The sequence below is a fragment of the Rhizobium sp. No.120 genome (genome assembly GCF_054558365.1).
Genome location: NZ_BAAJNQ010000004.1, coordinates 374,830 through 395,710, shown reverse-complemented (window position 1 = coordinate 395,710; position 20,881 = coordinate 374,830). Strand labels below are relative to the sequence as shown.

Genomic DNA, 20,881 nt, shown 5'->3' with positions numbered 1-20,881 from the left:
GTGATGACGAATTACGCGATGAACCTGACCAGTTCCGTTGACAGCAAGGCGGCCACGCCGTTCTCCCCCGTCTCTTTTGCCACACGACGAAAACTCTTCCTGCTTGCCATGGCGCTTCCCGCCGTCACCTATGTGGTCGCGCTCGGCGTCTTCCCGCTCATGAAGGGCATGTGGTACAGCCTCTACGAATACAATCTCCTGAGGCCGGGGCGGACACATTTCGTCGGCATCGACAATTACATCAACCTGCTGGCAGACGCCGATTTTCGCGGCGCCATCGCCAATACGGTGATCTTCACCGTCTTTTCCGTCGCCATCGAACTTGTCTTCGGCTTTATTATTGCGCTGGCGCTCTGGCGCGACGATCGCTTCAATCGCGTCTGCCTGACGTTGATCCTAATTCCCGTCACCATTACGCCGCTGGTCGTCGGCCTCATCTTCAAGGGCTTGCTGCTCGCCGACTACGGCATGGTCGGCTATTATCTTGCCCAATGGGGCATCACCGATCCGCGCGGCCTCTTCGCCACACCATCGACTGCGCTGGCCACGCTCATCTTCATCGACGTCTGGGAATGGACGCCGCTCGTCGCGCTCATTCTACTGGCCGGTCTAAAGGCGCTCCCAGGAGATCTCCTGGAAGCCGCCGCAGTCGACGGAGCAACCGCCTGGCGCACTTTCCGCTCCATCACCTTACCGCTCATGCTCCCGGCTGTCATGCTGGCGCTGACGCTACGCACCATCGACGCCTTCCGCGTCTTTGACAGCGTATTCGTGACAACCGGTGGCGGACCGGGCAATTCCACCAACACGCTCATGGTCTATGCAGTGAAGGAGGGCCTGAGCTTCTTCAATATCGGCAAGGCGTCGGCGATTTCCAACATCGCGCTTCTCTGCGTGGCGATCATCGCCACCTGCTTCATCCTCATGATCCGCCATTTCGACAAGAAGGCCAACGGCCGATGACGACACGCTCCATAGTCTTTGATACGGCCCGCCGCGGCTTCCTGCTAGTTACGCTCGCCTTCTTCCTTTTGCCCTTTCTGTGGCTTGCAATGACCGCCTACAAACCGTCAAACGCGATCTTCTCCATTCCGCCACATCTCTTCTTCACGCCGACGCTGGACCAATTCCGCAACGCACTGCGCATCTTCGATGTCGGCAACCTCGTCATTTCCAGCCTCTTGATTGCAGGCGGCTCGATGCTGCTTTCGCTGATACTCGGCGTTCCGGCCGGCTATGCGCTCGCCCGCTCGACGCATCCTGCCGCCATGGGCGTCGCCTATTTCTTCATGACGATCCGTATGGTGCCCGCTGTTGCGGCGCTCATTCCATTCTATTTGCTTATGCGCGATATCGGCCTCATCGGCAGCTGGTTCAGCGTCGTCCTGATCAATTGCGTGCTCAATACTGCCTTCGTGAGCTGGATGATGTTTTCCTATTTCCGGAGCCTGCCGAAGGAGCTGGAAGAAGCGGCGCTGACGGATGGCTGCGGGCAGTTCGGCGCGTTCTGGAAAGTGTCGCTGCCGGCGGTGCGCTCCGGCATCATCGCCTCCGCGCTTTTCTGCGTGCTCTTCTCGTGGAATGACTTCCTCTTCGCCATGTTTCTGACGCGGCTCGATTCTAAGCCGATCTCGGTGGCACTGCTTTCGGCCTACGGAACAAAGGACATCACCTGGGGGACGCTCGGGGCGTTGGCGCATTTCTCGACTGTGCCGATCGTATTCATCGTGCTCGTCCTCAACCGCTATTTCGTCCAGGGACTGACCAAAGGCATCAACTGAGCGAATGAACATTGACGATTAAAAAGGCGGACACCTCGCGGAGCCGCCTTTCGTCATTTCACGCAAGTCGAACAAAACGTGCGGCGCGCCTCAGGCGATTTCATTTTCACCGGACACGCTACCGCGAGAACCTTTCTCAAGCCGCGTTCGAAGCCAGGTAATTCTTCCAGCCGGCATGCACCGTAATGTCGATCGCGCCGTCCAGCGCCACGGTCTCGCAGAGGAAGCCGGATACTTGGCGACCATTCTCTAGCGTCACTTTCCCGATCCCGAGCGGCTGCGGGATGCGCTCGACGAAATCGGCAAAGCCTGCGAGCGGCAACGACCAGATCTCGACCTCGATGCCCGGCCCCTTGGCGTTCGGATCGCGAACGAGACCGGGCTTAGTCGGTGTCGTACCGGTGAGCGCATAAAGCCGATAATCGCCTGTCGTGCGGGTATGGCCACGGAATACGCCGCCGCGTTCCGTCAGTTCATGATTGAGCGGCATGCCGGACAGATGTGCGCCGACAACGGCAATCTCTCGGTGACCGGCCGGAATGTCCGTTGGTGCGCCATAGGCCGGATAGGGATTAAGGTTCATCCCGAGCCCGATGCCGGCGCGACGATGGAATTCGGCCGCGATCGCCGCCGCTTTCGCTTCAGCCATGCCGGGAGCGAGGAAGGTGACACCCGAGGGCAGCCCGTCGACGCGGAAACCGTTCGGCACGGCGATCCCGCAAAGGCCCATCAGATTGACGAAATTGGTATAGATGCCGAGGCGCGCATTGAGCGCGATCGGATCGGCGAGAATCTCGCTTTTGCGATAGATCGTCGCTGTCGTCGGCACCAGAAGCACTTCGATGTCGTCCCAGATCGGTCGTGTCGCGCATTTCAACTCGGCGATGCGGTGAATGGCGCGGAACGTATCAATGGATGAATATTGCCCGCTGTTTTCGAGAATCTTCTTTGTCACCGGATGGATCGCGTCGCCATGCTGCGCCAGCACCTTATCAAGGCTGAGCGCGCGCTCCGAAATCCACGGGCCTTCGTAGAGAATACGCTGGGTTTCTTCGAATGCGGCGAAATCGACCTCGACTGCCACGCCACCCATGGCATCCAGCCGCTTGACGGCTTCCTGGAACAGCCGCTCCGCCTCGCTGTCGCCGAAGAAGCGAAGCGCCGTGCCGGCCGGAATGCCGAAGCGGAACTTCGGCGGGGCCGGCCGCATGTCGAGCGCGACATGATCGGCCTCGGGCTTGGAAAAGGGATAGGTCGGATCGTAGCCGGTGATGATGCGCATGACGGCCATGCCATCCTCCACTGTCAGCGCGAAGACCGACACGGTCTCAATCGTCTTCACGCAGCCGCCGCCTGATACGCAGGCATTGCTGACAATGCCTGGTGTCGGCTTGATCCCGACAATATTGTTGAAACCCGCCGGCACGCGGCCGGAGCCGGCGGCGTCATTGGCGATGGAGAAGCTGGAAAGCCCGGCGGCCACCGAAACGCCCGAACCGGAACTGGAACCGCCGGAAATATAATCGTCATTGAACACCGACGAACACGCACCATACGGCGTACGCATCCCGACAAGGCCGATGCCGAACTGGTCCATGTTGGTCTTGCCGATCAGGATCGCGCCATTGTCGAAAAGGCGCGTCACGGCCTGACCGGTGCTTTCGGCTATATAGGTCCCCTCTTTCAGCGCATTCGTTGTCGGTAGGCCGATAACGTCGTTGCAATCCTTGATCGAAAAAGGAATTCCCCAGAGAGGACGGCCGTCATAGCCGGCATTCTCCAATTCCTCTGCCGCTCTCAGTGCATCGGCGCGGGAGACGAGATAGATCCATACATGGTCGTCACCCCGGGCCTCGATCCGGTCATAGATGGCGTTGACGACCGTCGAAGGCTTGAGTTGACCGGACACATAGGCAGTAGTCAGCGTATGGAAGTCGAGGCTGCCGGTCTCGGCCGGCCAGTGAAAATCAGACATGTCGATCCTCTTCAGGTCGGGATGGGCGCCCTTAGCGCCGAGTGCAGTAGATCCGAGCGCGCCACGGTGCCAAAAAGCCCGTTGCCGAAGACGGTGATGCGCAATTGCCCGGCATGACGGGCATCCGTCGTTCCCTTGCACGCATCGGAAACGGCGATGCATTCGAAGCCCATGTCATTGGCAGCACGTTGGGTCGCGTGCAGCAGGCCCTCGGTTGGAACACCCGCCAGCACGAGATTGCGGATGCCGCGCCGCCGCAACCAGGCTTCGAGCCCGGTCGAATAAAAGGCATTGTCGCCCGGATGGTCGAAAATCGAATCCTCCATCTGCAGGTCGAGCGTGTCTGAAAGCTGCCATTCCGACGTCCCGGCCGCCAAGACGGGATCGCCCATGGCGGCGCGGCGGGCAGCAATCGGAGAAAGCGTCTCGCTGCGGCAGCGCCGGCTCGCAATCACCGGCAGGCCGGCATCCCGGGCGCATGCGATCAGCTTTGCCGCGACAACGGACTCCGGCTCCGCACCGAGTGCCGCGATCGTACCGTTCTGGAACCCCAGAATGAGAAGCGCGCTGTCGGCAGCGCTCCATTGCCCGTCGAAAGGCCAGGAATACGGGGCGGCGGCAACGCCGGGGAAGTTGTCAGCCATGAAGCGCCTCCACGGCGGCGCGGAAGCCCGCGAGATCGGAGACCGTCCCCCAGCGCCCGCCGAAAGCTTTCAAGATATCCATCGTCGCTTCGTGATTAACCGTTTCGACCGCTGCCGTGCAGTCTTCAAGAATGACGCATTCATAACCGCGCTCGAAGCCGTCTCGGAAGGTCGATTGCACACAGCAATCGGAGGTGACGCCGATGACGATGAGATGGGTGATGCCTTGAGCCGTCAGCCGCGCATCGAGATCGGTCGCGTGGAAACTCGACTTGCCCGGCTTGTCGATCACCGTTTCGCCAGCAAGCGGCGCAAGTTCCGGAACGATTTCGAAGCCGGGTTCGCCACGCACGAGGATGCGCCCGGAAGCACCTTCATCGCCGATGCCGAGCCCATGGACGCGGGTGCGCCATTGCTTGTTGGCTGGTAGATCCGACAGGTCCGGCTTATGGCCCTCTCGGGTGTGGAAGACGGCAAGGCCCGCGGCCCGCGCGATTGTCAGAGCCTCGGCAACGGCCGGGATGACGGAGCGCGTATTGTTGACATCCTCGCCCAACTGATCGACCCACCCGCCCGGCGCGCAGAAGTCGACCTGCATGTCAATCACAACGAGCGCCGCCTTCGCGGCGTGTTCAGGCGGATTACAGGGCCAGAAATTCATCATGCGCGAAGCCTCCGCTCCTCAACCAGGTCGAGGATCACCGCGAAGTCGGTGAAATCCGCGCCATAGTGCAGCACCGGCATGCCCGCCGCCCGCGCCGAGGCCGCGCCCACGACGCTATCCTCGACGGCCAGCATGTGCGAAGCATCAAGGCCAAGGCGCCCGCTTGCAAGCCGATAGGGCTCGGGATCGGGCTTGCCGTGCACTACATCCTCGCGCCCGATCACAAAGGACATCGCGCGGTCGAGCCCCATAGCCTTAAGATTGGCCTCGACGATGCGGCGAGACGAATTGGAAACCGCGCATTGAACAAGCCCGGCCTCGGCTAGCGCAAGCACCGTCTCCGGCGCGCCCGCAATCGGCTGCAATTCGGCAGCGCGCTCAATATAGGCATCGACAATCTCGGCGATCCAAGTATCGGGGCCAAGTCCCAGCGGATAGAGCGGTGCGAGCACCGTCCAGACATCACTCATCGCCACACCGATGAAACGCGTATCATCGGCAGCTATGTTGACGCCATAGCGCTCCGAAACGGCTACCAGTGACTTGTGATGAACGGGTTCGCTGTCGATCAGCGTCCCGTCGACATCCCAGGCGATTGCCTTGATCATGGCTGGTCTCCACGCGCGAAGAAGGGTTTCAGCGACCGGTAGAGATCGCAATAGTCGGCATAGATCCGGTCGCCGGCGGCAACACCTTCGGGCGACGGCTGCAGCACGGCGCCAAAACGCACAGAGGCCGCGACATCCTCCCATGCAGCCACGCCTGATCCGGCCGCCGCCACCCAAGCCGCACCAATCGACGAGCCGAAGGCGTCGGACAGGACGTGGATCGGCTGGTCGCAGATATCGGCGACGATCTGCATCCAAATGCGGCTTCGGCTTCCCCCGTCGGAGGCAATCAGCCGTGTTGCCGGGCGCCCCGTTTCCGCAAGCACATCGAGGTGATGGCGGAAGCCGCAGGCAATTGCCTCCAGCACCGCGCGCCACATATGGCCGCGCGTGTGACCGAGGCTGAGGCCCGTAATCGTACCGCGCGCCAGCGGATCATGAATCGGCGTCTTCTCGCCCAGAAAATAGGGGAGTGCGCGCACGCCGTCCGCGCCCGCAGGCACGGCCGCCGCTTCCTGGTCGAGCTCCTTTAAAGCATCGTCACTTTCCGAGCCACCGATGAGCGCGGCAAGCCATCTGAGAAGAGAACCGGACGAAGCCATGCAGCCATTCGGCGCATAAAGGCCGGGGACGAGATGGTAATCGAGAAAAAGCCGACGATCTGGCTCCGGCCTGCCGGCAATGGCGATGATGTCGCCTGCTCCACCAAATTTGAGGAGGACATCGCCGGCCTGCGTCAGGCCAGCCGCTAGCGCGGAGGCGATATGGTCGGCGGCTCCGCCGAAGACGGGCAGGCCTTCCGGCAGGCCGGTCAGTTGCGCCGCTTCCGCCGTCACCGCGCCGATGACCTCATGCGATGCGACCAGCTCTGGGAGGACGCCGGGGCGAAGTCCCGACAGCGCCACGAGGTCGTCCGCAACCCGGTGATCGTCAAGATCGATGAAGCCCGCTTCGAGTGCCCAGTTACGCTCGACCGTCAGGCGGCCGGTCAGATGCATGTTGATGAAATCATAGGAGCCGAGGACATGGGCGATCCGGCCATAGATACCGGGCTCATGCGCCCTCAGCCATTGCAGTTTAGGGGCGACCAATTGTTGTGTCAGGCCCTGGCCGGTGCGGCTGAGGAAGCGCGCCTCGTCCAAAGCCGCTTTCATGGCTTCGACTTCCGCCCCGCAACGCGCATCGCTCTGCTGGATGCTCGCACACAGCACGCGGCGCTCGCGATCGAGAAGCACCACAGCCGGCAGCATTCCGGTGACGCAGACGCCGGCGAGTTCACATCCCTGAGGTAAGCGCGAGATCATCTCCCGCACCACGACCTGCGTGTTCGCCCACCATTGCCCGGGGTCGGCCTCGGCAAAGCCGGGATGCGGCGAGGACAAGCGCGAGGGACGCGAGGCCGAGGCCAGGGGTTCGCCGGTCTCCGACATCGCTACCGCGATCGTCGAGGTCGTGCCGATATCGATGCCGATGAACACGGGCATGCCGAAAGAACCTTTCAGTCGCGGATCGCGTTTTCAGTCGCTACGTCGAAGAAATGCAGTTCTGCCGGATTGACCGACAGGGCGATCGTCTCGCCAACGCGAAGCGGAAGCGTCGCCGGCACGGAGGCACGCAATCGAGGGCCGGAAAGCGAAACCTCGTCGGCTTCCGCCGTCACCTCCTCCAGCTTGCCGGCCCCGCCAATATCGAGATGGATAAGTTTCGTGGCGCCGAAATCTTCTATGAAGGCAACCGTTCCTTCCATGCGCCCGAAACTAGGATCAACGGCATCCGCGGTGCTCAACGCCTCGGCCCGCACGCCAACAATGATCTCCTTGCCAACATGACGCGCAAGCGCCGGACGCGCGGCAAGGACAGGCTCTGGCACCGGCAGAGTAAACCCTCCGGCGGCAGCAGCCAGACCGCCCTCACTGCCCGCCAGCGTGGCTTTCAGGAAATTCATCGACGGCGTGCCGATGAAACCGGCAACGAAGAGATTAGCCGGCGTGTCGTAAAGCGCGCGCGGCGTGCCGAGCTGCTGCAAAACACCAGCGCGCATAACGGCGACGCGATCACCCATGGTCATGGCCTCGATCTGGTCATGCGTGACATAGACGGTGGTAATGCCGCTCAACTTCTGCAGCCGGGCGATTTCGGCCCGCATCTGGCCGCGCAACCGCGCGTCGAGATTGCTTAAAGGTTCGTCCATCAGAAACGCCTTGGGCGCGCGCACCAGCGCCCGCCCCATCGCCACGCGCTGTCGCTGACCGCCGGAAAGCTGCCCAGGCTTGCGGCCGAGATAGGCGTCGAGTTCGAGAAGCTTGGCCGTTTCCCTGACCTTGCGATCGATCTCCGTCTTGTCGACGCCGCGCACAGAAAGGCCGAAACCGATATTCTCGGCAACGGTCATATGCGGATAAAGCGCGTAGGACTGGAAGACCATCGCGATGTCGCGATCGCGGGGCGCAAGGCCGTTGGCGAGCGTATCGCCAACCAACAGGCGACCCGAAGTGATATCCTCGAGACCCGCAATCATTCGCAGCGCGGTCGACTTACCACAACCGCTTGGGCCGACCAGAACCAGAAACTCACCATCCTCGATGGTGAGATCGAGGTGCCGGATTGCCGCATATCCGTCCGGATAATGCTTTTCCACTCCCTCAAAGACGATGGATGCCATGCTCTCTCCGATATGATGCGGCTTGGGCGGTCGGCTAGCCTGTCAGGTCATATAGACGCCGCCGGTGACATTGACGCCCTGACCGGTCATGAAACGGGCGGAATTCGAGCAGAGGAAAACGACGACATCGGCGACATCTTCGGGTGTTTCCAGCCGCCCGAGCGGCGTCTGGGCGATATAGTCTTCAACGACGCGTTCGGGACTGACGCCGCGCAATTTGGCCTCCCAATCGATCTCCCGCTCCTGCATGCCTGTCTTGACGAAGCCCGGGCAGACGGCATTGACGCGGATGCCTTTCGGGGCCAGTTCGCGGGCAAGCGCCTGGGTCCAGCCGAGAACGGCGAACTTGCTGGCAGAGTAATGCGCCAGAAGCGGCGCGCCGACCTTCGCGGCAAGCGAGGCCGTGTTGACAATCACACCCTGGCCTTGCGACACGAAGCGACGCGCAGCGATCTGGTTCGTCAGGAAGATGCCGCGCGTGTTGACGTCGAAGTTGAAGTCCCACTCCTCGTCGCTGATCTCCAGCGCATGCTGCATGGTGGAGACGCCGGCATTGGCAATCAGTATATCGTAGCCGCCCATGACATCCGCAGCTCGTTCGAACGCCTTTTCCACGGAGGAACGCGAACGAACATCGATCTCCAGAGCATGGCCGGAAATCGATTGTGCGACTGTGTTCGCCGCATCCAGATTGATGTCGCAAATGGTGATTTTGACACCCTGTTTTGCCAGCGCCTGCGCGATTGCACGGCCGATTCCACTGCCGCCGCCCGTGACGATCGCCTTTAAACCCTCGAGTTCCGCGAATTTAGGATGCCCCACGAACGATATCTCCGACCTAAACAATATCGCGATCATATAACAACAAAAACTTACAAATCAATCGAAATTTATGTTTGAATTTGTTCGCTTTCTGGGTTAAGCACTGATCATGCAATGCGAGGATGGGCTTCGGACGCATGCGGACGCACCCCCTACCCACCTTATGTAAATGAAAGACAGACCCATGATCGCAGGCCAGGATGCCGAAATGCTGACCGTCGAAAAGACGAAAGTTCTTGCGCGCACGCGCCGTTCCTTCATTTTGGATGCGCTGGCCGAAACGGGTGCCGTATCGGTCACGGAAATTGCCGCGCAGCTCGGCGTGTCTGAAATGACCGTGCGCCGTGACCTGACGGAGCTGGAGAAGGAAGGACGGCTTGCCCGCACGCATGGCGGAGCAGTGAGCACCGACCTTACCACAATTGTCGAACCCGGCCTTTCGGCAACCACCTCGCGCCTCAACGAGCCAACCTTCCAGGCTCGTCTTGCCAAGAACGCTTTGCCGAAGCGGCTGATTGCGGAAGCGGCAGCGCAGGTCGCCGCCGGACTTCGCACCATCGCGCTGGATGTCGGCACCACAACATTCCTGCTTGCCCGCCTGCTCGCCGGCCAACAGCATGTGAAGTTCTTCACCAACAGCGTGCGCAACGCTACCCAGCTTGGGGAAGGCCTGGCGGAAGTCTACCTGCCGGGTGGGCGCATGAAAAACGATGAATTGTCGATTTCCAATGCAACGGCGATTTCCCAGTTCGAGGCGCTTTGGTTCGACATTGCCTTTGTCGGCGTTTCTGGACTGACGTCGGACGGTATTTATGATTATTCCTTCGATGATACTGAGATGAAGCGCGTCTATCTCCGCCGCTCGACGAAGAAAGTCGTTCTCTGCGACGCATCGAAATTCGATTGTATGTCGCTCGTCCACATCGCCCCGCTGTCACAATTCGACATGCTGATCACCAATGCATCGCCGCCGCCGGAACTGGCAAAAGCGCTTGAAGCCGCCAAGGTCGAAGTGATGGTCGCCGGCGCGTCCTCCTGAAGCATCCGGTTTGTTGAAACTCGCTTTCCCTAACGCCCAATTTCGGAGCTTTCGATGGTTTTTGAATTTTTTGGTGACAAGAAGAAGGTCATCATTGCCATGGCGCATATCGGCGCCCTCCCCGGCTCGCCGAATTATGATCCGAAAGGCGGCGTCTCGAAGCTCATCGACGACGTGATGGAAGATATTCGCGCGCTGCAGGAAGGCGGTGTCGATGCCATCATGTTCGGCAACGAGAATGACCGGCCTTACGAGTTGAAGGCGCCGCCGGAAGGTATCGCTGCGATGACGGCGATTGTCCAGGCTGCAAAGGCGGAACTCAAGATTCCCTTCGGCGTTAACTATCTCTGGGATCCAACGGCAAGTGTCGCCATCGGCGCCGCCACCGGCGCAAGCTTCGTACGTGAGATATTCACCGGCGTCTTTGCATCCGACATGGGTATCTGGGCCCCAGATTGCGCAACACCGGCGCGGCTGCGCGCCAAGCTCGGCCGCGCCGACATGAAGATGCTGTTCAACATCAATGCTGAATTCGCTCATTCGCTCGACCAGCGCCCGATCGAACTCCGCGCAAAGAGCGCCGTCTTTTCCTCGCTGGCCGATGCCATCCTTGTATCCGGCCCGCTGACCGGTCAACCGGTCGACCAGTCCGGCCTGCGCAAGGTCTGTGAAGCCGTTACGGATGTTCCCGTTTTCGCCAATACGGGCGTCAACAAGGACAATGTCATCGACATCCTATCCTGCGCCAGCGGCGTCGTCATCGGCACTCATTTCAAATATGAGGGCAATACCTGGAATAAAGTGGAACTCGCCCGCGTCAAACGGTTCATGGACGTCGTCAGCGCTATTCGCTGACAGCTCAAAGGTCTCCACCTTAAAACCCATGAGTGGGATGATGATGTCGACGCCCTTAGGATGGAATGATATCTGTTGACCTCCTGTCGGTGTTCGTGACTTCCTCTGACGCGAGACATATCAGAGGGCTGCCATGTATCGCTTCGCCACCATCTTCGCCGCATGTGTATGCGCCACGTCGGTTGTCGCCGCGGACTTCAAACCGTATGAAAACGGCCGCTTCGGATACGTGATCGACCTTCCGGCAGACTTCAAGACGGTTCAGACGGCCGACAACGGCGACGGGATCAGTCTCGAGAGCGCGGACGGAACGGCCAAGCTGTCGGTCTGGGGAAACTACTTGACGGAAGGCGGCTTCAGCCAGGAAAGCGACCTTCGGAAGAAATTCGAGACCGAAGACGGCTGGAAGTTCACCTACGAGAAGCGCGGTGCATCATCGGCGAGCTTTTCGGGAATCAAGGGCGACCGGATCATCTACATGCGGCAGATCGCGCTCTGCGATGACGCAATGGGAAACTTCACATTCGAGTATCCCGCCGTACAACAAAAGCGATTCGGACCACTGGTTGACAAGATGGTGAAGACGCTTAAGGCACGGAAGCGCTGCAACTGAAAGCGACCGACTGGATAACGACCAGTGCGCGAGTTCCTCGCCCTCCTTGAGTCTCCCGATACCTGGAAAAACCGACGAAGACCAACGCGATTCTAATCGTGCCGGCGATGCTGTCAGTCATGCCGTCAAGATGCTGCTACGCGCGCGAGCCAGCGTGATCCGCTCTTGATGCAGGCACTTACCAGCCGCGCCAGAATGGCTGACCGAAAGCTGCGTTGCCGCCGTCTGAAACCGTTAAACCTCGTGCTCATCGAGAGCCTTAATGCAGATAGCGAAAGAACTGGGCATTGCTGAAATAAGCACCGCCCTCCATCCAAAACGCCGAATGGTTGTCCTACAGAGAGAAAATGGCCTATATGCCTACGCAGAGCAGTACCATTATGTGTCGAAGTACGAGGGCAATATCATAGCCGAAGGCTGGGCCACGCTTCCCGGTGACGGCATGTATCGAACCTCCCAAATGGCGGAGATCGAAGGGCGAGCAGCGTTTTCACGGCGATACGGCGTAGCGTATTGATCAAAATAATAGACCGTTCTCGGTCCGGCGTGTGACGATGGCGGAGTGATGTCGCGTAACAGTTTCCCTTGGCGAAAAAAATTCGTCGGGCTTGTCGGATCGTCTTTCGGCCCAACGTCATAATGAAGCTCAGTGATTTTGAACTGAAGTTTTCTCTACTCATTGAAGGCGTCCCGATGTCTCTTGATTCCCAAGCCATTCCAACTGCCGATAATCTTCCCGCGCCGGAGGACCATAGCGCCCGCGACAGGCTGGTCATCGCGCTGCTTCTGGTATCGACCTTCGTGGTCATTCTCAATGAAACCATCATGGGTGTCGCCCTCCCCCACCTGATGGCCGATCTCAATATCTCCGCGAATCGGGCGCAGTGGCTGACCACCGCGTTCATGCTGACGATGGCTGTCATCATTCCGGTGACAGGTTACCTGCTGCAACGGCTGAACACGCGGCCAGTCTTCATCTTGGCCATGTGTCTGTTCAGCGGCGGCACGCTGATTTCGGCGCTGGCGCCGGGCTTCGCGATGCTCGTCATCGGCCGCATCGTGCAGGCCTCGGGCACTGCGATCATGATGCCGCTCCTGATGACGACCATTATGCATCTGGTGCCGCCGCAGTCGCGCGGAAAGACGATGGGGAATATCTCGATCGTCATTTCCGTCGCGCCCGCCATTGGACCGACCATTTCGGGCCTTATCCTGAGCGCGCTCGACTGGCGCTGGCTGTTTCTGCTCGTTCTGCCGATCGCCCTTGCGTCGCTTGCCCTCGGCGCCTGGAAGATCAGCAACATCACGGAGCCGAAAAAAGCACCGATTGATGTCCTGTCCATTCCTCTCTCAGCCCTCGGTTTCGGCAGCTTCGTCTATGGCCTGAGCGGTTTGGGCGAGGCCGCAGTCCACGCACCGATCGTATCCCCCTGGATTCCGCTCATCGTGGGAGCGGCTGTCATCGCGATTTTCATCCTGCGGCAATTGCAGCTTCAAAAACATGATCGGGCCCTGCTGGATATGCGCACCCTGACGATAAAGGCATTTACCATTCCGGCGATGATGATGGCGATCCTGATGATGTCGATGTTCGGTGTCTTCATCCTGCTGCCGATCTATCTTCAGAACGTGTTGGGGCTGAGCACGCTTGAGACCGGCCTGTTGCTCCTCCCCGGCGGCTTGATCATGGGGCTGTGTGCGCCAACCGTCGGCAGCCTGTTCGACAGGCATGGCCCTAGGCCGCTTGTCGTCCCAGGTGCCATCCTATTTAGCCTGCTTATGTGGAGCCTGACATTTATCCAACCGGGCACGTCATTCTGGTGGATGCTGATCGCCCATATCATCCTCAGCATCGGTCTCGCGTTGATGTTCACGCCTCTGTTCACTGCCAGTCTGGGCGCTCTTCCCCCGAACCTCTATTCGCATGGAAGCGCCATGATCGGTACAACGCAACAGGTTGCCGGTGCGGCCGGTACCGCGCTCTTCGTCGCAGTCATGACGATGACCGGTTCAAGTACTGCACTGGCCGACGGCGGCACGGTCGCAGCAGCGACCACCGCCGGAATCCGCACAGCATTCTTCTGCGGCGCGATCATCTCGCTGGCGGCGATCATAATGTCCTTTTTTGTCCAAAAACCTGCCGGTGGTGGTCACGAGGTCCCACACTGAAATCAACATGTTCTGGCCGGCCGCCAAGACGCTTTCAAGACTTGTCAGGCGGCGCGAAACCGTTGCGTGGTTGACGCGCAAGGCTCGGGCCGTCGCGCTCCGTGTTCCGTGACGGACGAGCGCTACAAATACCGGACGTCTTCCCAATCGAGCGATGCTGTGCGTTTTTGTCAGTCATTGAGAATGGATGCTGAATCATCGCAGGCTTCGCCACACATATGTGTGTGAGCACCACGACGCGAGCAGCCCTTGATCTCGGTTACCGCAGTACGGTCGTCGCCAATGCAACTGCATCACGCGATCTGCCTCTCTTCGATGGAACTGACGTGATTCCGGCCGAAATCGTTCGACAGACAGCCCTGGCGGAATTCGGCGACCGCTTCGCCATCATCGTACCAGATGCCGCCGCTCTATCGAGCAGTGGCGATTGACTGATCGCGGCCGGCACCGCTTGGCCCTTTTCACGTTGGCAGCGACGTGTTCCATCTCACCGATCGGTGTAATCCGGTAGGCGACATAGGTCGCCTACCGCGGTCAGGATCGTCGGTGCCGAAGCCGCGTTCGCACGCGACTTGCCGCGAATTCGAGGAAGGCACCAATGTGAAGGGCCTGCCGTAGATCTGGGTTAGTTGACAGCAGGATGCAGTTGCTTTCTCGAATGATCGGTCACAATCCGAAAAGGGTCTGCTTGATGTACTATCCAGCGAGTACCTTTACCTGATTACGCTCTCGATTGCGGCTCGGTGCGCAGCCGCAAACTCCGACAGCGAACGGAATTGACCACCAACTTTCGGAGGATTATCGGGGGTTTTCGTCGCCCCTTGGCCCGCCTTACCAAATCGCCTGTCAATCCATACACTGGCCAGGTCCATTTGCATGGCCGGCACATGGTCATGATATAAACTCTGAGCCACATGCAAAAGCTCGCCTTTTTGGACGCCTAGATCCTGCTGTAGCCGTGAGAAAAGGAAATGAAAATTCTTCGGGTCCGGCTTGTAGCTCCCAATATCCTCTGCGGTGTAGATGGCATCAAAGGAAACGCCGAGCTTACGGTTTGAAGCGTCAAAGCTCCTGCGATCCACATTGGAAAGCACAACCAGATGATAATGTTGCTTAAGATAGGCGAGTGCCTCGGCAGAATCAGGAAACGCCGGCCAATCGGGCACCGAGGCGCCGAAGCGCTCATGCAAGTCGGAGTGGACAGTTAAGCCCCAGAGCCGAGCAAGCCTTGCATGCACGACGGACAGGAGCGTGACGTAATGCAAGGACGGCGTTTCAGCTTCCTGCGCCGTTTCAATCTCCCCGTAGGCCTCCAGCGCCTCCTCGCGTCCAATTTCGCGACCTGCCGTGCTCAACAGCGGCTGCAGGGCGTTCCAGATGCCGGTCTCCCAGTCAATCAGCGTACCGTAGACATCAAAGGAAAGGGCCTTAAAACAGGTCAGATCCATATCGCTCATCCTCTCGCGCAAATCTTCGTTGCACTACACTAGCGCTGGGCGTGCCAGAAGAAATGAGCCTGGAATCTGAAAGACTATGCCAAAGCTACGATATCTGGCTAAGCCTCAGTTGACACGACCAGTCAGACGAAATTCGCCTGGTGAAATCCCAAGGCGACGCTTGAATATACGGTTGAACGCAGAGACGTTCTCATAACCGGCCGCGTAGGCAATTTCCGCTATAGTGTCGCTGGTAGCGATCAGGCGCTCCATCGCCACATCAAGCCGCCGCTCAATATCATACTGTCTCGGAGAACTGCCAAACGTCGCCCTGAACAATGCATGGAAATGGCTTTGGCTAATGCCTGCCTTGCGCGCCATAGCGCCGATATTTGTTTTGCTGCCGCCTGTTCCAAGATCAGCCACCAGATGTTCGATTCTGTTTGACGCTTTTGATTTTGTTCTCGGAGCCGAGCCCAGACGGATAAGATGCAGTCCGGTTAACGCCAACCTTGCTGCATCGTGAGCCCGATGCCCATCCGCGTCGACCTCCGCGCCGATCTGACGGAAGATTCGCCAAAGCCAGGGTTCCATACGTGAGACCAAAGGGCTGTCTCTTCTCAGTAGCGCCGGTGCTCGTTCCGCATCGCTTTCGTGGAGTTTGAGATCTACGACCAACAGACTGCAATCGGCACTTGGGACGAAGTCATGATAACGTCCCATCGGGATAACAGCGACTGAGCCGCCTGCAATAACGCCCGATCCCGTGTCGATGGAGATCTTCATCGCCCCCCGTAAGGGAAATAGCACCTGGACGTGGTCATGATAATGGTAACCGCGACTATGATACCGTCTTGTCTCGAGATTGATGTCCACGGCCCTTGCTCCAAGGTGGTCCAGTCTTGCGCTTATGAAACAACGCAATCGTACCAGTTCCCGCCCTCGATGTTAATTTTCGCGGAATTCCGATACAGATTGGAGTTTTGCGCACAGCGATCTGAACGTATCGAAGCCATCAAGAAGATCATGGTTCGAATTTCTGATGAGGTTAGCGCGAAGCGGAAATTGATCAAAATGCCAAGTCGATGCGGTCCCGATAGGCGAATGCGGAGTTAGAAACGCAGCCAACGCAGAAGTCCGGAAATCTGGCTTATCACATGGTCGCTCATCAATGAGAACGTAGTTTCGACAGGCGAGAGGCATGGTGTCTGACCTGCATTAGTTAGACTTTACTAGGAAATCGCCGCACGTGGTGCGTATCATCATCCGGCAGCCAACTGGACAGCGAAGGTCCTGGTCGACGGCATGTTGGTCACTGGCCAGAATCCGCAGTCGGCGAAGCCCTGCGCAACCTTTTGACCGCATAACCCATCTTTCCATCCTTAGAATCGGGTCCTTGGCTTTTCCCGTCTTTTCAAGGCAGGAAACTGCTGGATGCTCCCGTAAGTCCAGCTACCGCCACGAATGAGCATAATAATGCGGGAAGCCGCGCCCGCGCCGGCGACATAAAGCTTTTCCGCATTTCTTCGAAATTTCTTCGAATCGCGAAAACGCTCTATCTTCTTGTTTTTACGCAGTTCCGGACGGAAAGCCACTTCGCACTTTTGCTGGAACTGCTCTAAGCTGCCGGCTAAAGGAACAAGCAGGCCCTTTCTCTCATCCGTGGATGGTACAGACCTCGACATACGTTCTGAGTTTGCCGTTGCTCAATCTGGCTAATCATCAACGGCGAAAGGATGATCCTATGTGACGATCTGGCAGTCTGTCACCTTCACCAAAAAGCTTTCTGCGAAGTGGGCCCTGTTCATAAGCGGTTTTGTAGAGGCCGCGCTCCTGAAGCGCCGGCACCACAATGTCGATAAAGTCCTCAAAGCTCTCCGGCACGACAGTGCGGGTAAGATTGAAGCCATCGATCTCGCCCTCCTCCATCCATGACGAAAGCTCATCGGCAACCTCCGTGGCATCGCCGACGACAACGGGGTAGCGACCACCCATGGCAAGCTCCTGCAACAGCTGACGCTTTGTCCAGCCGCGTTGTTGAGCGATCTGCGTTGCCGATTGGCTGGCATTGGATTTGCCGTAGGTGATGGTCTCATCGAGATCGTACCTGGAAAAATCGATGCCCGTGCTAGCAGAGAAATGAGCAAGCCCTGCCTCAGGATTGGCATAGCGCAGATATTCCGCATGCTTCTCCCGTGCCGCGGTAGCGGAACGATCGGTTATGACTGTCATGCCGAGGAAAATCTTTATATCTTCCGGTCGTCGACCCGCCTCGACGACTGCTTCACGCAACGAACGCGAGGCCGCGCGGGCAGAGCTCTTGTCCGGGGCTGCGATGAAGACGCATTCTGCATGGCGTGCAGCAAACTGCTTCCCACGGCCAGACGTTCCGGCCTGATAAAGAACCGGCGTTCTCTGGGGTGACGGTTCAGCCAGGTGATAGGCCTGCGAGCGATAAAACGGCCCTCGATGGTCGATCACATGTACCTTTGAGGGATCCGCGTAGATACGCCTTTCCTTGTCGATCAAGACCGCGTCGTCTTCCCAGCTCCCCTCCCACAGCTTGTAGAGCAGGTCGAGATAATCATCGGCGCGATCATAACGGCTATCGTGCTCGATCTGGTTATCAAGACCCAGCCCCCGCGCCGCGCTGTCGAGATAGCCCGTCACGATATTCCAGCCGACGCGGCCACTCGTCAGATGATCCAGCGTCGAGATTCGCCTGGCGAAAATATACGGCGCGTCAGCGCTGGCATTGACGGTGATACCGAATCCAAGGTTCCGGGTCACGGCCGCCATCGCGGAGACGAGCAGTAGAGGATCGTTGACGGGCAACTGAATGGACTCACGAAGCGTCAAATCGGTAGAGCCCTGGTAGACGTCGTAGACGCCCAAGATATCGGCAAGAAAGATGCCGTCGAATAATCCGCGTTCCAGCGTGGCGGCAAGCGAGGTCCAATAGTCGAGCGTCTTGTATCGATGCGACTGATCCCTGGGATGCACCCACAGCCCGTGATTGATGTGCCCGACGCTGTTCATATTGAAGGCGTTGAGCAATATCTGTTTTTTCCTGGTCGCCATCTTCAGCTATTCCGATTTCAGATCGCGCCATGGCGCGGTGGCCGTTTGCCATTGAGATAATAGTTGCCGATGGCCTGATATTTCCAGCGCACCGGGTCATGCAGCGTATGGGTGCGGGCGTTGCGCCAGTAGCGATCGAAGTTGTCATCCGAAAGCGTCGACGATGTGCCCGATAGCTCCAGCAGCTTGTTGGCTGCAAGCAAGCTTGCCTTGGTCGTCAATATCTTCGCTTCGGCAACGGCGATCGAGGCGTGGGCAACGCTATCCTCGGTCATATCGGCACGAGCCGCATCCGTTGCCTCAGCGGCGCGCTTCAGCGAGCCCTCAGCCGCCCGCAGCCGCAGCCAGACATTCCCGACGCTTTGCAGCGTCAAGGGATCCTCCGAGGCACGTTCGACCTTGGAATCCAGCCAGGGTCGGGCCCGTTCGCGGATAAACCGCAACATTTCCCGATAGGCCCCCTGCCCTATGCCAAGATCGATGGCCGCATGCATGATTTGAGCGACGGGACCGATCGTCGTCGGGCGTTCGAAGGAAGACTGAAAGGGGACGATCCATTCGGGCTCGATCTCAACGTGATCGAATTCGACGGAGCCACTTCCAGTAACCCGCTGACCGAAGCCGTCCCAATCATCAATGACCCTTACGCCGGGCGCATTTCGCGGGACGAAGGCGAGATAGGTGACGTCCTTCGCCTCCTCCTCAGCAACAACAAGGGTTGGAATCCAGTGCGCATAAACGGCGCCCGTGCAGTAAAATTTCCGCCCGTGAACGACCCACTTTCCCCTCTCGCGCAAAAGCCGAGTACGCCGCTTGAAATCGCGATGGCCAATTTCCGCCAGCGCATTGCCGAAGCGCTCACCCGCCAGCACACGCTCAAAAAAGAAGCGTTGCTGTTTGGCTGAGGCTCCGACGCGCAAGACTTCAAGCGCGTAAAAATGATTTTGAGGAATCTGCGACAGCGATCCGTCCGCAGCACCGATGATGGCGATCACCTGAGCCAGCGTGCGCGTCGAGACGCCCGCACCGCCAAATTCGCGCGGCACGGTAATGCCCCACAAACCAGTTTCGCTGAAGCGCTCTAGTTCGCGCCATGGCAGGATGCGATCCCTGTCCCGTTCGACACTACCGGCGGCAAATTCCGCCGCCAGGACGGTTGCCACCGCGATCGCCTGTTCGTCGCGAGTAATGAGATCGGGCCGCCGCAGCGGTGGCCGCGCGGGTTCGACGGGGACGCGAAAGTCGGTATCAGTCACGGTTTTCCTCGCTAGTTCCATTGATGACGGGCCGGGAATATGCCGTTGAGCTGATAGTTGCCGAGCAGATGATATTTCCAGCGCACGGGATCGTGAAGCGTATGCACCCGGGCATTGCGCCAATGCCGATCCAGATTGTGGGCTCCCCGCGTCGCCGCGGACCCCGCGACATCGAAAAGCTTCTCAGCTGCTTTCAGCGCGACTTCCGTCGTCAATATCTTGGCTTCGGCAACAGCAACGGAAGCTCTGGCGCTTCCCGCCTCACTGACCGGCGCCTTTGCCACCTCGTCGATAACAGCCGCCGCTTCGTAGAGAAGAGCTTGCGCGGCGTGCAAATCCGCATGGAGATCGCCTATTTCATGCAGGATCGTCGGATCCTCGCAGGCCGACTGCAGGCCGGAATCCATCCAGGGTCTTGCGTGATCGCGGACAAAGCTCATAGCGTCGGTGGTAGCAGCCAACGCTATGCCGGAATCGATCGCGGCCTGAATGAGCTGCGAGACAGGTCCGGAGACACCGGGCCTGTCCGCATAGGACCAGACCGGGAAAACCAAGGCTTCATCCACCGGCACGTTCGTAAACTCTACCGAACCGCTGGCTGTCGTGCGCTGGCCGAAAGAAGACCAGTCGTCGATGATGCGAACGCCCGGCGCGTCATAAGCAGCCCAGACTTGGACGGCACGTCCGTCATCGTCGACGGCGCGCGTCGGAATCCAATGGGCGAAGATGGCGCCGGTGGAATAGAAGCGCCGCCCGGTCAATCTCAGCCCATCCGCCGCGCGCGTCAGGCGAGTTGAGCTGTGATTGACCGCCTTCCGCCCACGCTCCGGCCCCGCATTGCCGATGCGATAGCCGGCAAGGATATCGCCGTAGATCCGGGCTTTCTGCTGCGGCGACCCCACATCGCGCAGCAGCGCCAGCACGCCGAACTGGTTTTGCGGAATCTGACCGAGTGCCGGGTCGGCTGCGCAAAGGATTTCGAAGACCTTGGCAAGCGTTATGCAGGAGACGTCGGCGCCTCCGAATTCCCTCGGTACCGTGATGCCACCGAGGCCGCTTGCGGTATATTCCTCCACTTCATCCCAGGGAAGACGACGAACGCGATCCCGTTCTGCGGCGCCCTCCGCAAAACGAACTGCAAGGCGATGGGCAATCTCCAATGCCTCGGCATCCGAGCGGACCAGATGCGGAATATGCGGCGGCAACGGGCGTCTGATGGCACTCGCCTCTTCCGATCCGGTCGCAGGCAGCACAGCATCGCGTTCAGTCATGGGGT

At 59.2% G+C, this 20,881-nt stretch carries 21 protein-coding genes and 1 pseudogene; 9 read left to right on the top strand and 13 right to left on the bottom strand.

Annotated features, from left to right (window positions below):
* Positions 1-18 precede the first annotated feature (18 nt).
* Both ACYJRZ_RS15740 and ACYJRZ_RS15735 read left to right on the top strand, forming a co-directional pair.
* On the top strand, positions 19-963 hold the full coding sequence (locus ACYJRZ_RS15740; RefSeq protein ID WP_459460280.1) for a carbohydrate ABC transporter permease: 945 nt from the start codon (positions 19-21) through the stop codon (positions 961-963).
* Entirely contained in the window at positions 960-1,781 is an 822-nt protein-coding gene (locus tag ACYJRZ_RS15735; protein WP_459460278.1) for a carbohydrate ABC transporter permease, read from the top strand. Before ACYJRZ_RS15740 ends, ACYJRZ_RS15735 begins: the two co-directional genes overlap by 4 nt.
* Positions 1,782-1,917: 136 nt before the next feature.
* Here ACYJRZ_RS15735 and atzF read toward each other — a convergent pair whose 3' ends face one another.
* Genes atzF through ACYJRZ_RS15700 form a run of 7 tightly spaced genes read right to left on the bottom strand, consistent with a single transcriptional unit; the run spans position 1,918 to position 9,156 of the window.
* Positions 1,918-3,756, bottom strand: a complete 1,839-nt coding sequence (atzF, locus tag ACYJRZ_RS15730) for an allophanate hydrolase (RefSeq protein WP_459460276.1) — start codon at positions 3,754-3,756, stop codon at positions 1,918-1,920.
* Between the two features lie 11 nt (positions 3,757-3,767).
* The gene (locus ACYJRZ_RS15725) at positions 3,768-4,400 is read right to left on the bottom strand and encodes a cysteine hydrolase family protein (RefSeq protein WP_459460274.1); all 633 of its coding nucleotides are present in this window, start codon (positions 4,398-4,400) and stop codon (positions 3,768-3,770) included.
* Positions 4,393-5,064 (bottom strand): cysteine hydrolase family protein, encoded by a 672-nt coding sequence (locus tag ACYJRZ_RS15720; RefSeq protein ID WP_459460272.1) that lies wholly within the window; start codon positions 5,062-5,064, stop codon positions 4,393-4,395. Before ACYJRZ_RS15720 ends, ACYJRZ_RS15725 begins: the two co-directional genes overlap by 8 nt.
* Entirely contained in the window at positions 5,061-5,672 is a 612-nt protein-coding gene (locus ACYJRZ_RS15715) for an HAD family hydrolase (protein ID WP_459460270.1), read from the bottom strand. The genes ACYJRZ_RS15720 and ACYJRZ_RS15715 overlap by 4 nt, the downstream gene beginning before the upstream one ends.
* On the bottom strand, positions 5,669-7,156 hold the full coding sequence (locus tag ACYJRZ_RS15710; RefSeq protein WP_459460268.1) for an FGGY-family carbohydrate kinase: 1,488 nt from the start codon (positions 7,154-7,156) through the stop codon (positions 5,669-5,671). Before ACYJRZ_RS15710 ends, ACYJRZ_RS15715 begins: the two co-directional genes overlap by 4 nt.
* A 14-nt stretch (positions 7,157-7,170) precedes the next feature.
* Positions 7,171-8,334: an ABC transporter ATP-binding protein gene (locus ACYJRZ_RS15705; RefSeq protein ID WP_459460266.1), complete on the bottom strand. Its 1,164-nt coding sequence runs from the start codon at positions 8,332-8,334 to the stop codon at positions 7,171-7,173.
* 42 nt (positions 8,335-8,376) lie between these two features.
* Positions 8,377-9,156, bottom strand: coding sequence for an SDR family NAD(P)-dependent oxidoreductase (locus ACYJRZ_RS15700; RefSeq protein ID WP_459460264.1), 780 nt, complete (start codon positions 9,154-9,156; stop codon positions 8,377-8,379).
* Positions 9,157-9,340: 184 nt separating this feature from the next.
* On the opposite strand from ACYJRZ_RS15700, the gene ACYJRZ_RS15695 reads away from it, so the two are divergent.
* From ACYJRZ_RS15695 to ACYJRZ_RS15670, 6 genes are all read left to right on the top strand, one after another.
* On the top strand, positions 9,341-10,195 hold the full coding sequence (locus ACYJRZ_RS15695; RefSeq protein WP_459460262.1) for a DeoR/GlpR family DNA-binding transcription regulator: 855 nt from the start codon (positions 9,341-9,343) through the stop codon (positions 10,193-10,195).
* 54 nt (positions 10,196-10,249) lie between these two features.
* Complete coding sequence (locus tag ACYJRZ_RS15690; protein WP_459460260.1) at positions 10,250-11,050, top strand: BtpA/SgcQ family protein; 801 nt, start codon at positions 10,250-10,252, stop codon at positions 11,048-11,050.
* 133 nt (positions 11,051-11,183) lie between these two features.
* Complete coding sequence (locus tag ACYJRZ_RS15685; protein WP_459460258.1) at positions 11,184-11,663, top strand: hypothetical protein; 480 nt, start codon at positions 11,184-11,186, stop codon at positions 11,661-11,663.
* 262 nt (positions 11,664-11,925) lie between these two features.
* Positions 11,926-12,180, top strand: a complete 255-nt coding sequence (locus tag ACYJRZ_RS15680; protein ID WP_459460256.1) for a hypothetical protein — start codon at positions 11,926-11,928, stop codon at positions 12,178-12,180.
* A gap of 176 nt (positions 12,181-12,356) precedes the next feature.
* A complete protein-coding gene (locus ACYJRZ_RS15675; RefSeq protein WP_459460254.1) occupies positions 12,357-13,832 on the top strand; it encodes a DHA2 family efflux MFS transporter permease subunit in 1,476 nt (491 codons plus the stop codon).
* Positions 13,833-14,026: 194 nt separating this feature from the next.
* A complete protein-coding gene (locus ACYJRZ_RS15670; RefSeq protein ID WP_459460606.1) occupies positions 14,027-14,263 on the top strand; it encodes an isochorismatase family protein in 237 nt (78 codons plus the stop codon).
* 282 nt (positions 14,264-14,545) lie between these two features.
* Here the strand turns inward: ACYJRZ_RS15670 and ACYJRZ_RS15665 are convergent, their stop codons facing one another.
* A complete protein-coding gene (locus ACYJRZ_RS15665; RefSeq protein WP_459460252.1) occupies positions 14,546-15,280 on the bottom strand; it encodes a haloacid dehalogenase type II in 735 nt (244 codons plus the stop codon).
* 114 nt (positions 15,281-15,394) lie between these two features.
* Positions 15,395-16,144: a helix-turn-helix domain-containing protein gene (locus ACYJRZ_RS15660; RefSeq protein ID WP_459460250.1), complete on the bottom strand. Its 750-nt coding sequence runs from the start codon at positions 16,142-16,144 to the stop codon at positions 15,395-15,397.
* Positions 16,145-16,507: 363 nt separating this feature from the next.
* On the opposite strand from ACYJRZ_RS15660, the pseudogene ACYJRZ_RS15655 reads away from it, so the two are divergent.
* Positions 16,508-16,627 (top strand): annotated as a pseudogene (locus ACYJRZ_RS15655) (type 1 glutamine amidotransferase domain-containing protein); the annotation flags it as partial.
* Positions 16,628-16,650: 23 nt separating this feature from the next.
* Here ACYJRZ_RS15655 and ACYJRZ_RS15650 read toward each other — a convergent pair.
* Genes ACYJRZ_RS15650 through ACYJRZ_RS15635 form a run of 4 tightly spaced genes read right to left on the bottom strand, consistent with a single transcriptional unit; the run spans position 16,651 to position 20,876 of the window.
* A complete protein-coding gene (locus ACYJRZ_RS15650; RefSeq protein ID WP_459460248.1) occupies positions 16,651-16,953 on the bottom strand; it encodes a hypothetical protein in 303 nt (100 codons plus the stop codon).
* 37 nt (positions 16,954-16,990) lie between these two features.
* Positions 16,991-18,349 (bottom strand): LLM class flavin-dependent oxidoreductase, encoded by a 1,359-nt coding sequence (locus tag ACYJRZ_RS15645; protein ID WP_459460246.1) that lies wholly within the window; start codon positions 18,347-18,349, stop codon positions 16,991-16,993.
* A gap of 17 nt (positions 18,350-18,366) precedes the next feature.
* Positions 18,367-19,626, bottom strand: coding sequence for an SfnB family sulfur acquisition oxidoreductase (locus tag ACYJRZ_RS15640; protein ID WP_459460244.1), 1,260 nt, complete (start codon positions 19,624-19,626; stop codon positions 18,367-18,369).
* Complete coding sequence (locus ACYJRZ_RS15635; protein ID WP_459460242.1) at positions 19,617-20,876, bottom strand: SfnB family sulfur acquisition oxidoreductase; 1,260 nt, start codon at positions 20,874-20,876, stop codon at positions 19,617-19,619. The genes ACYJRZ_RS15640 and ACYJRZ_RS15635 overlap by 10 nt, the downstream gene beginning before the upstream one ends.
* Between the last annotated feature and the right edge of the window lie 5 nt (positions 20,877-20,881).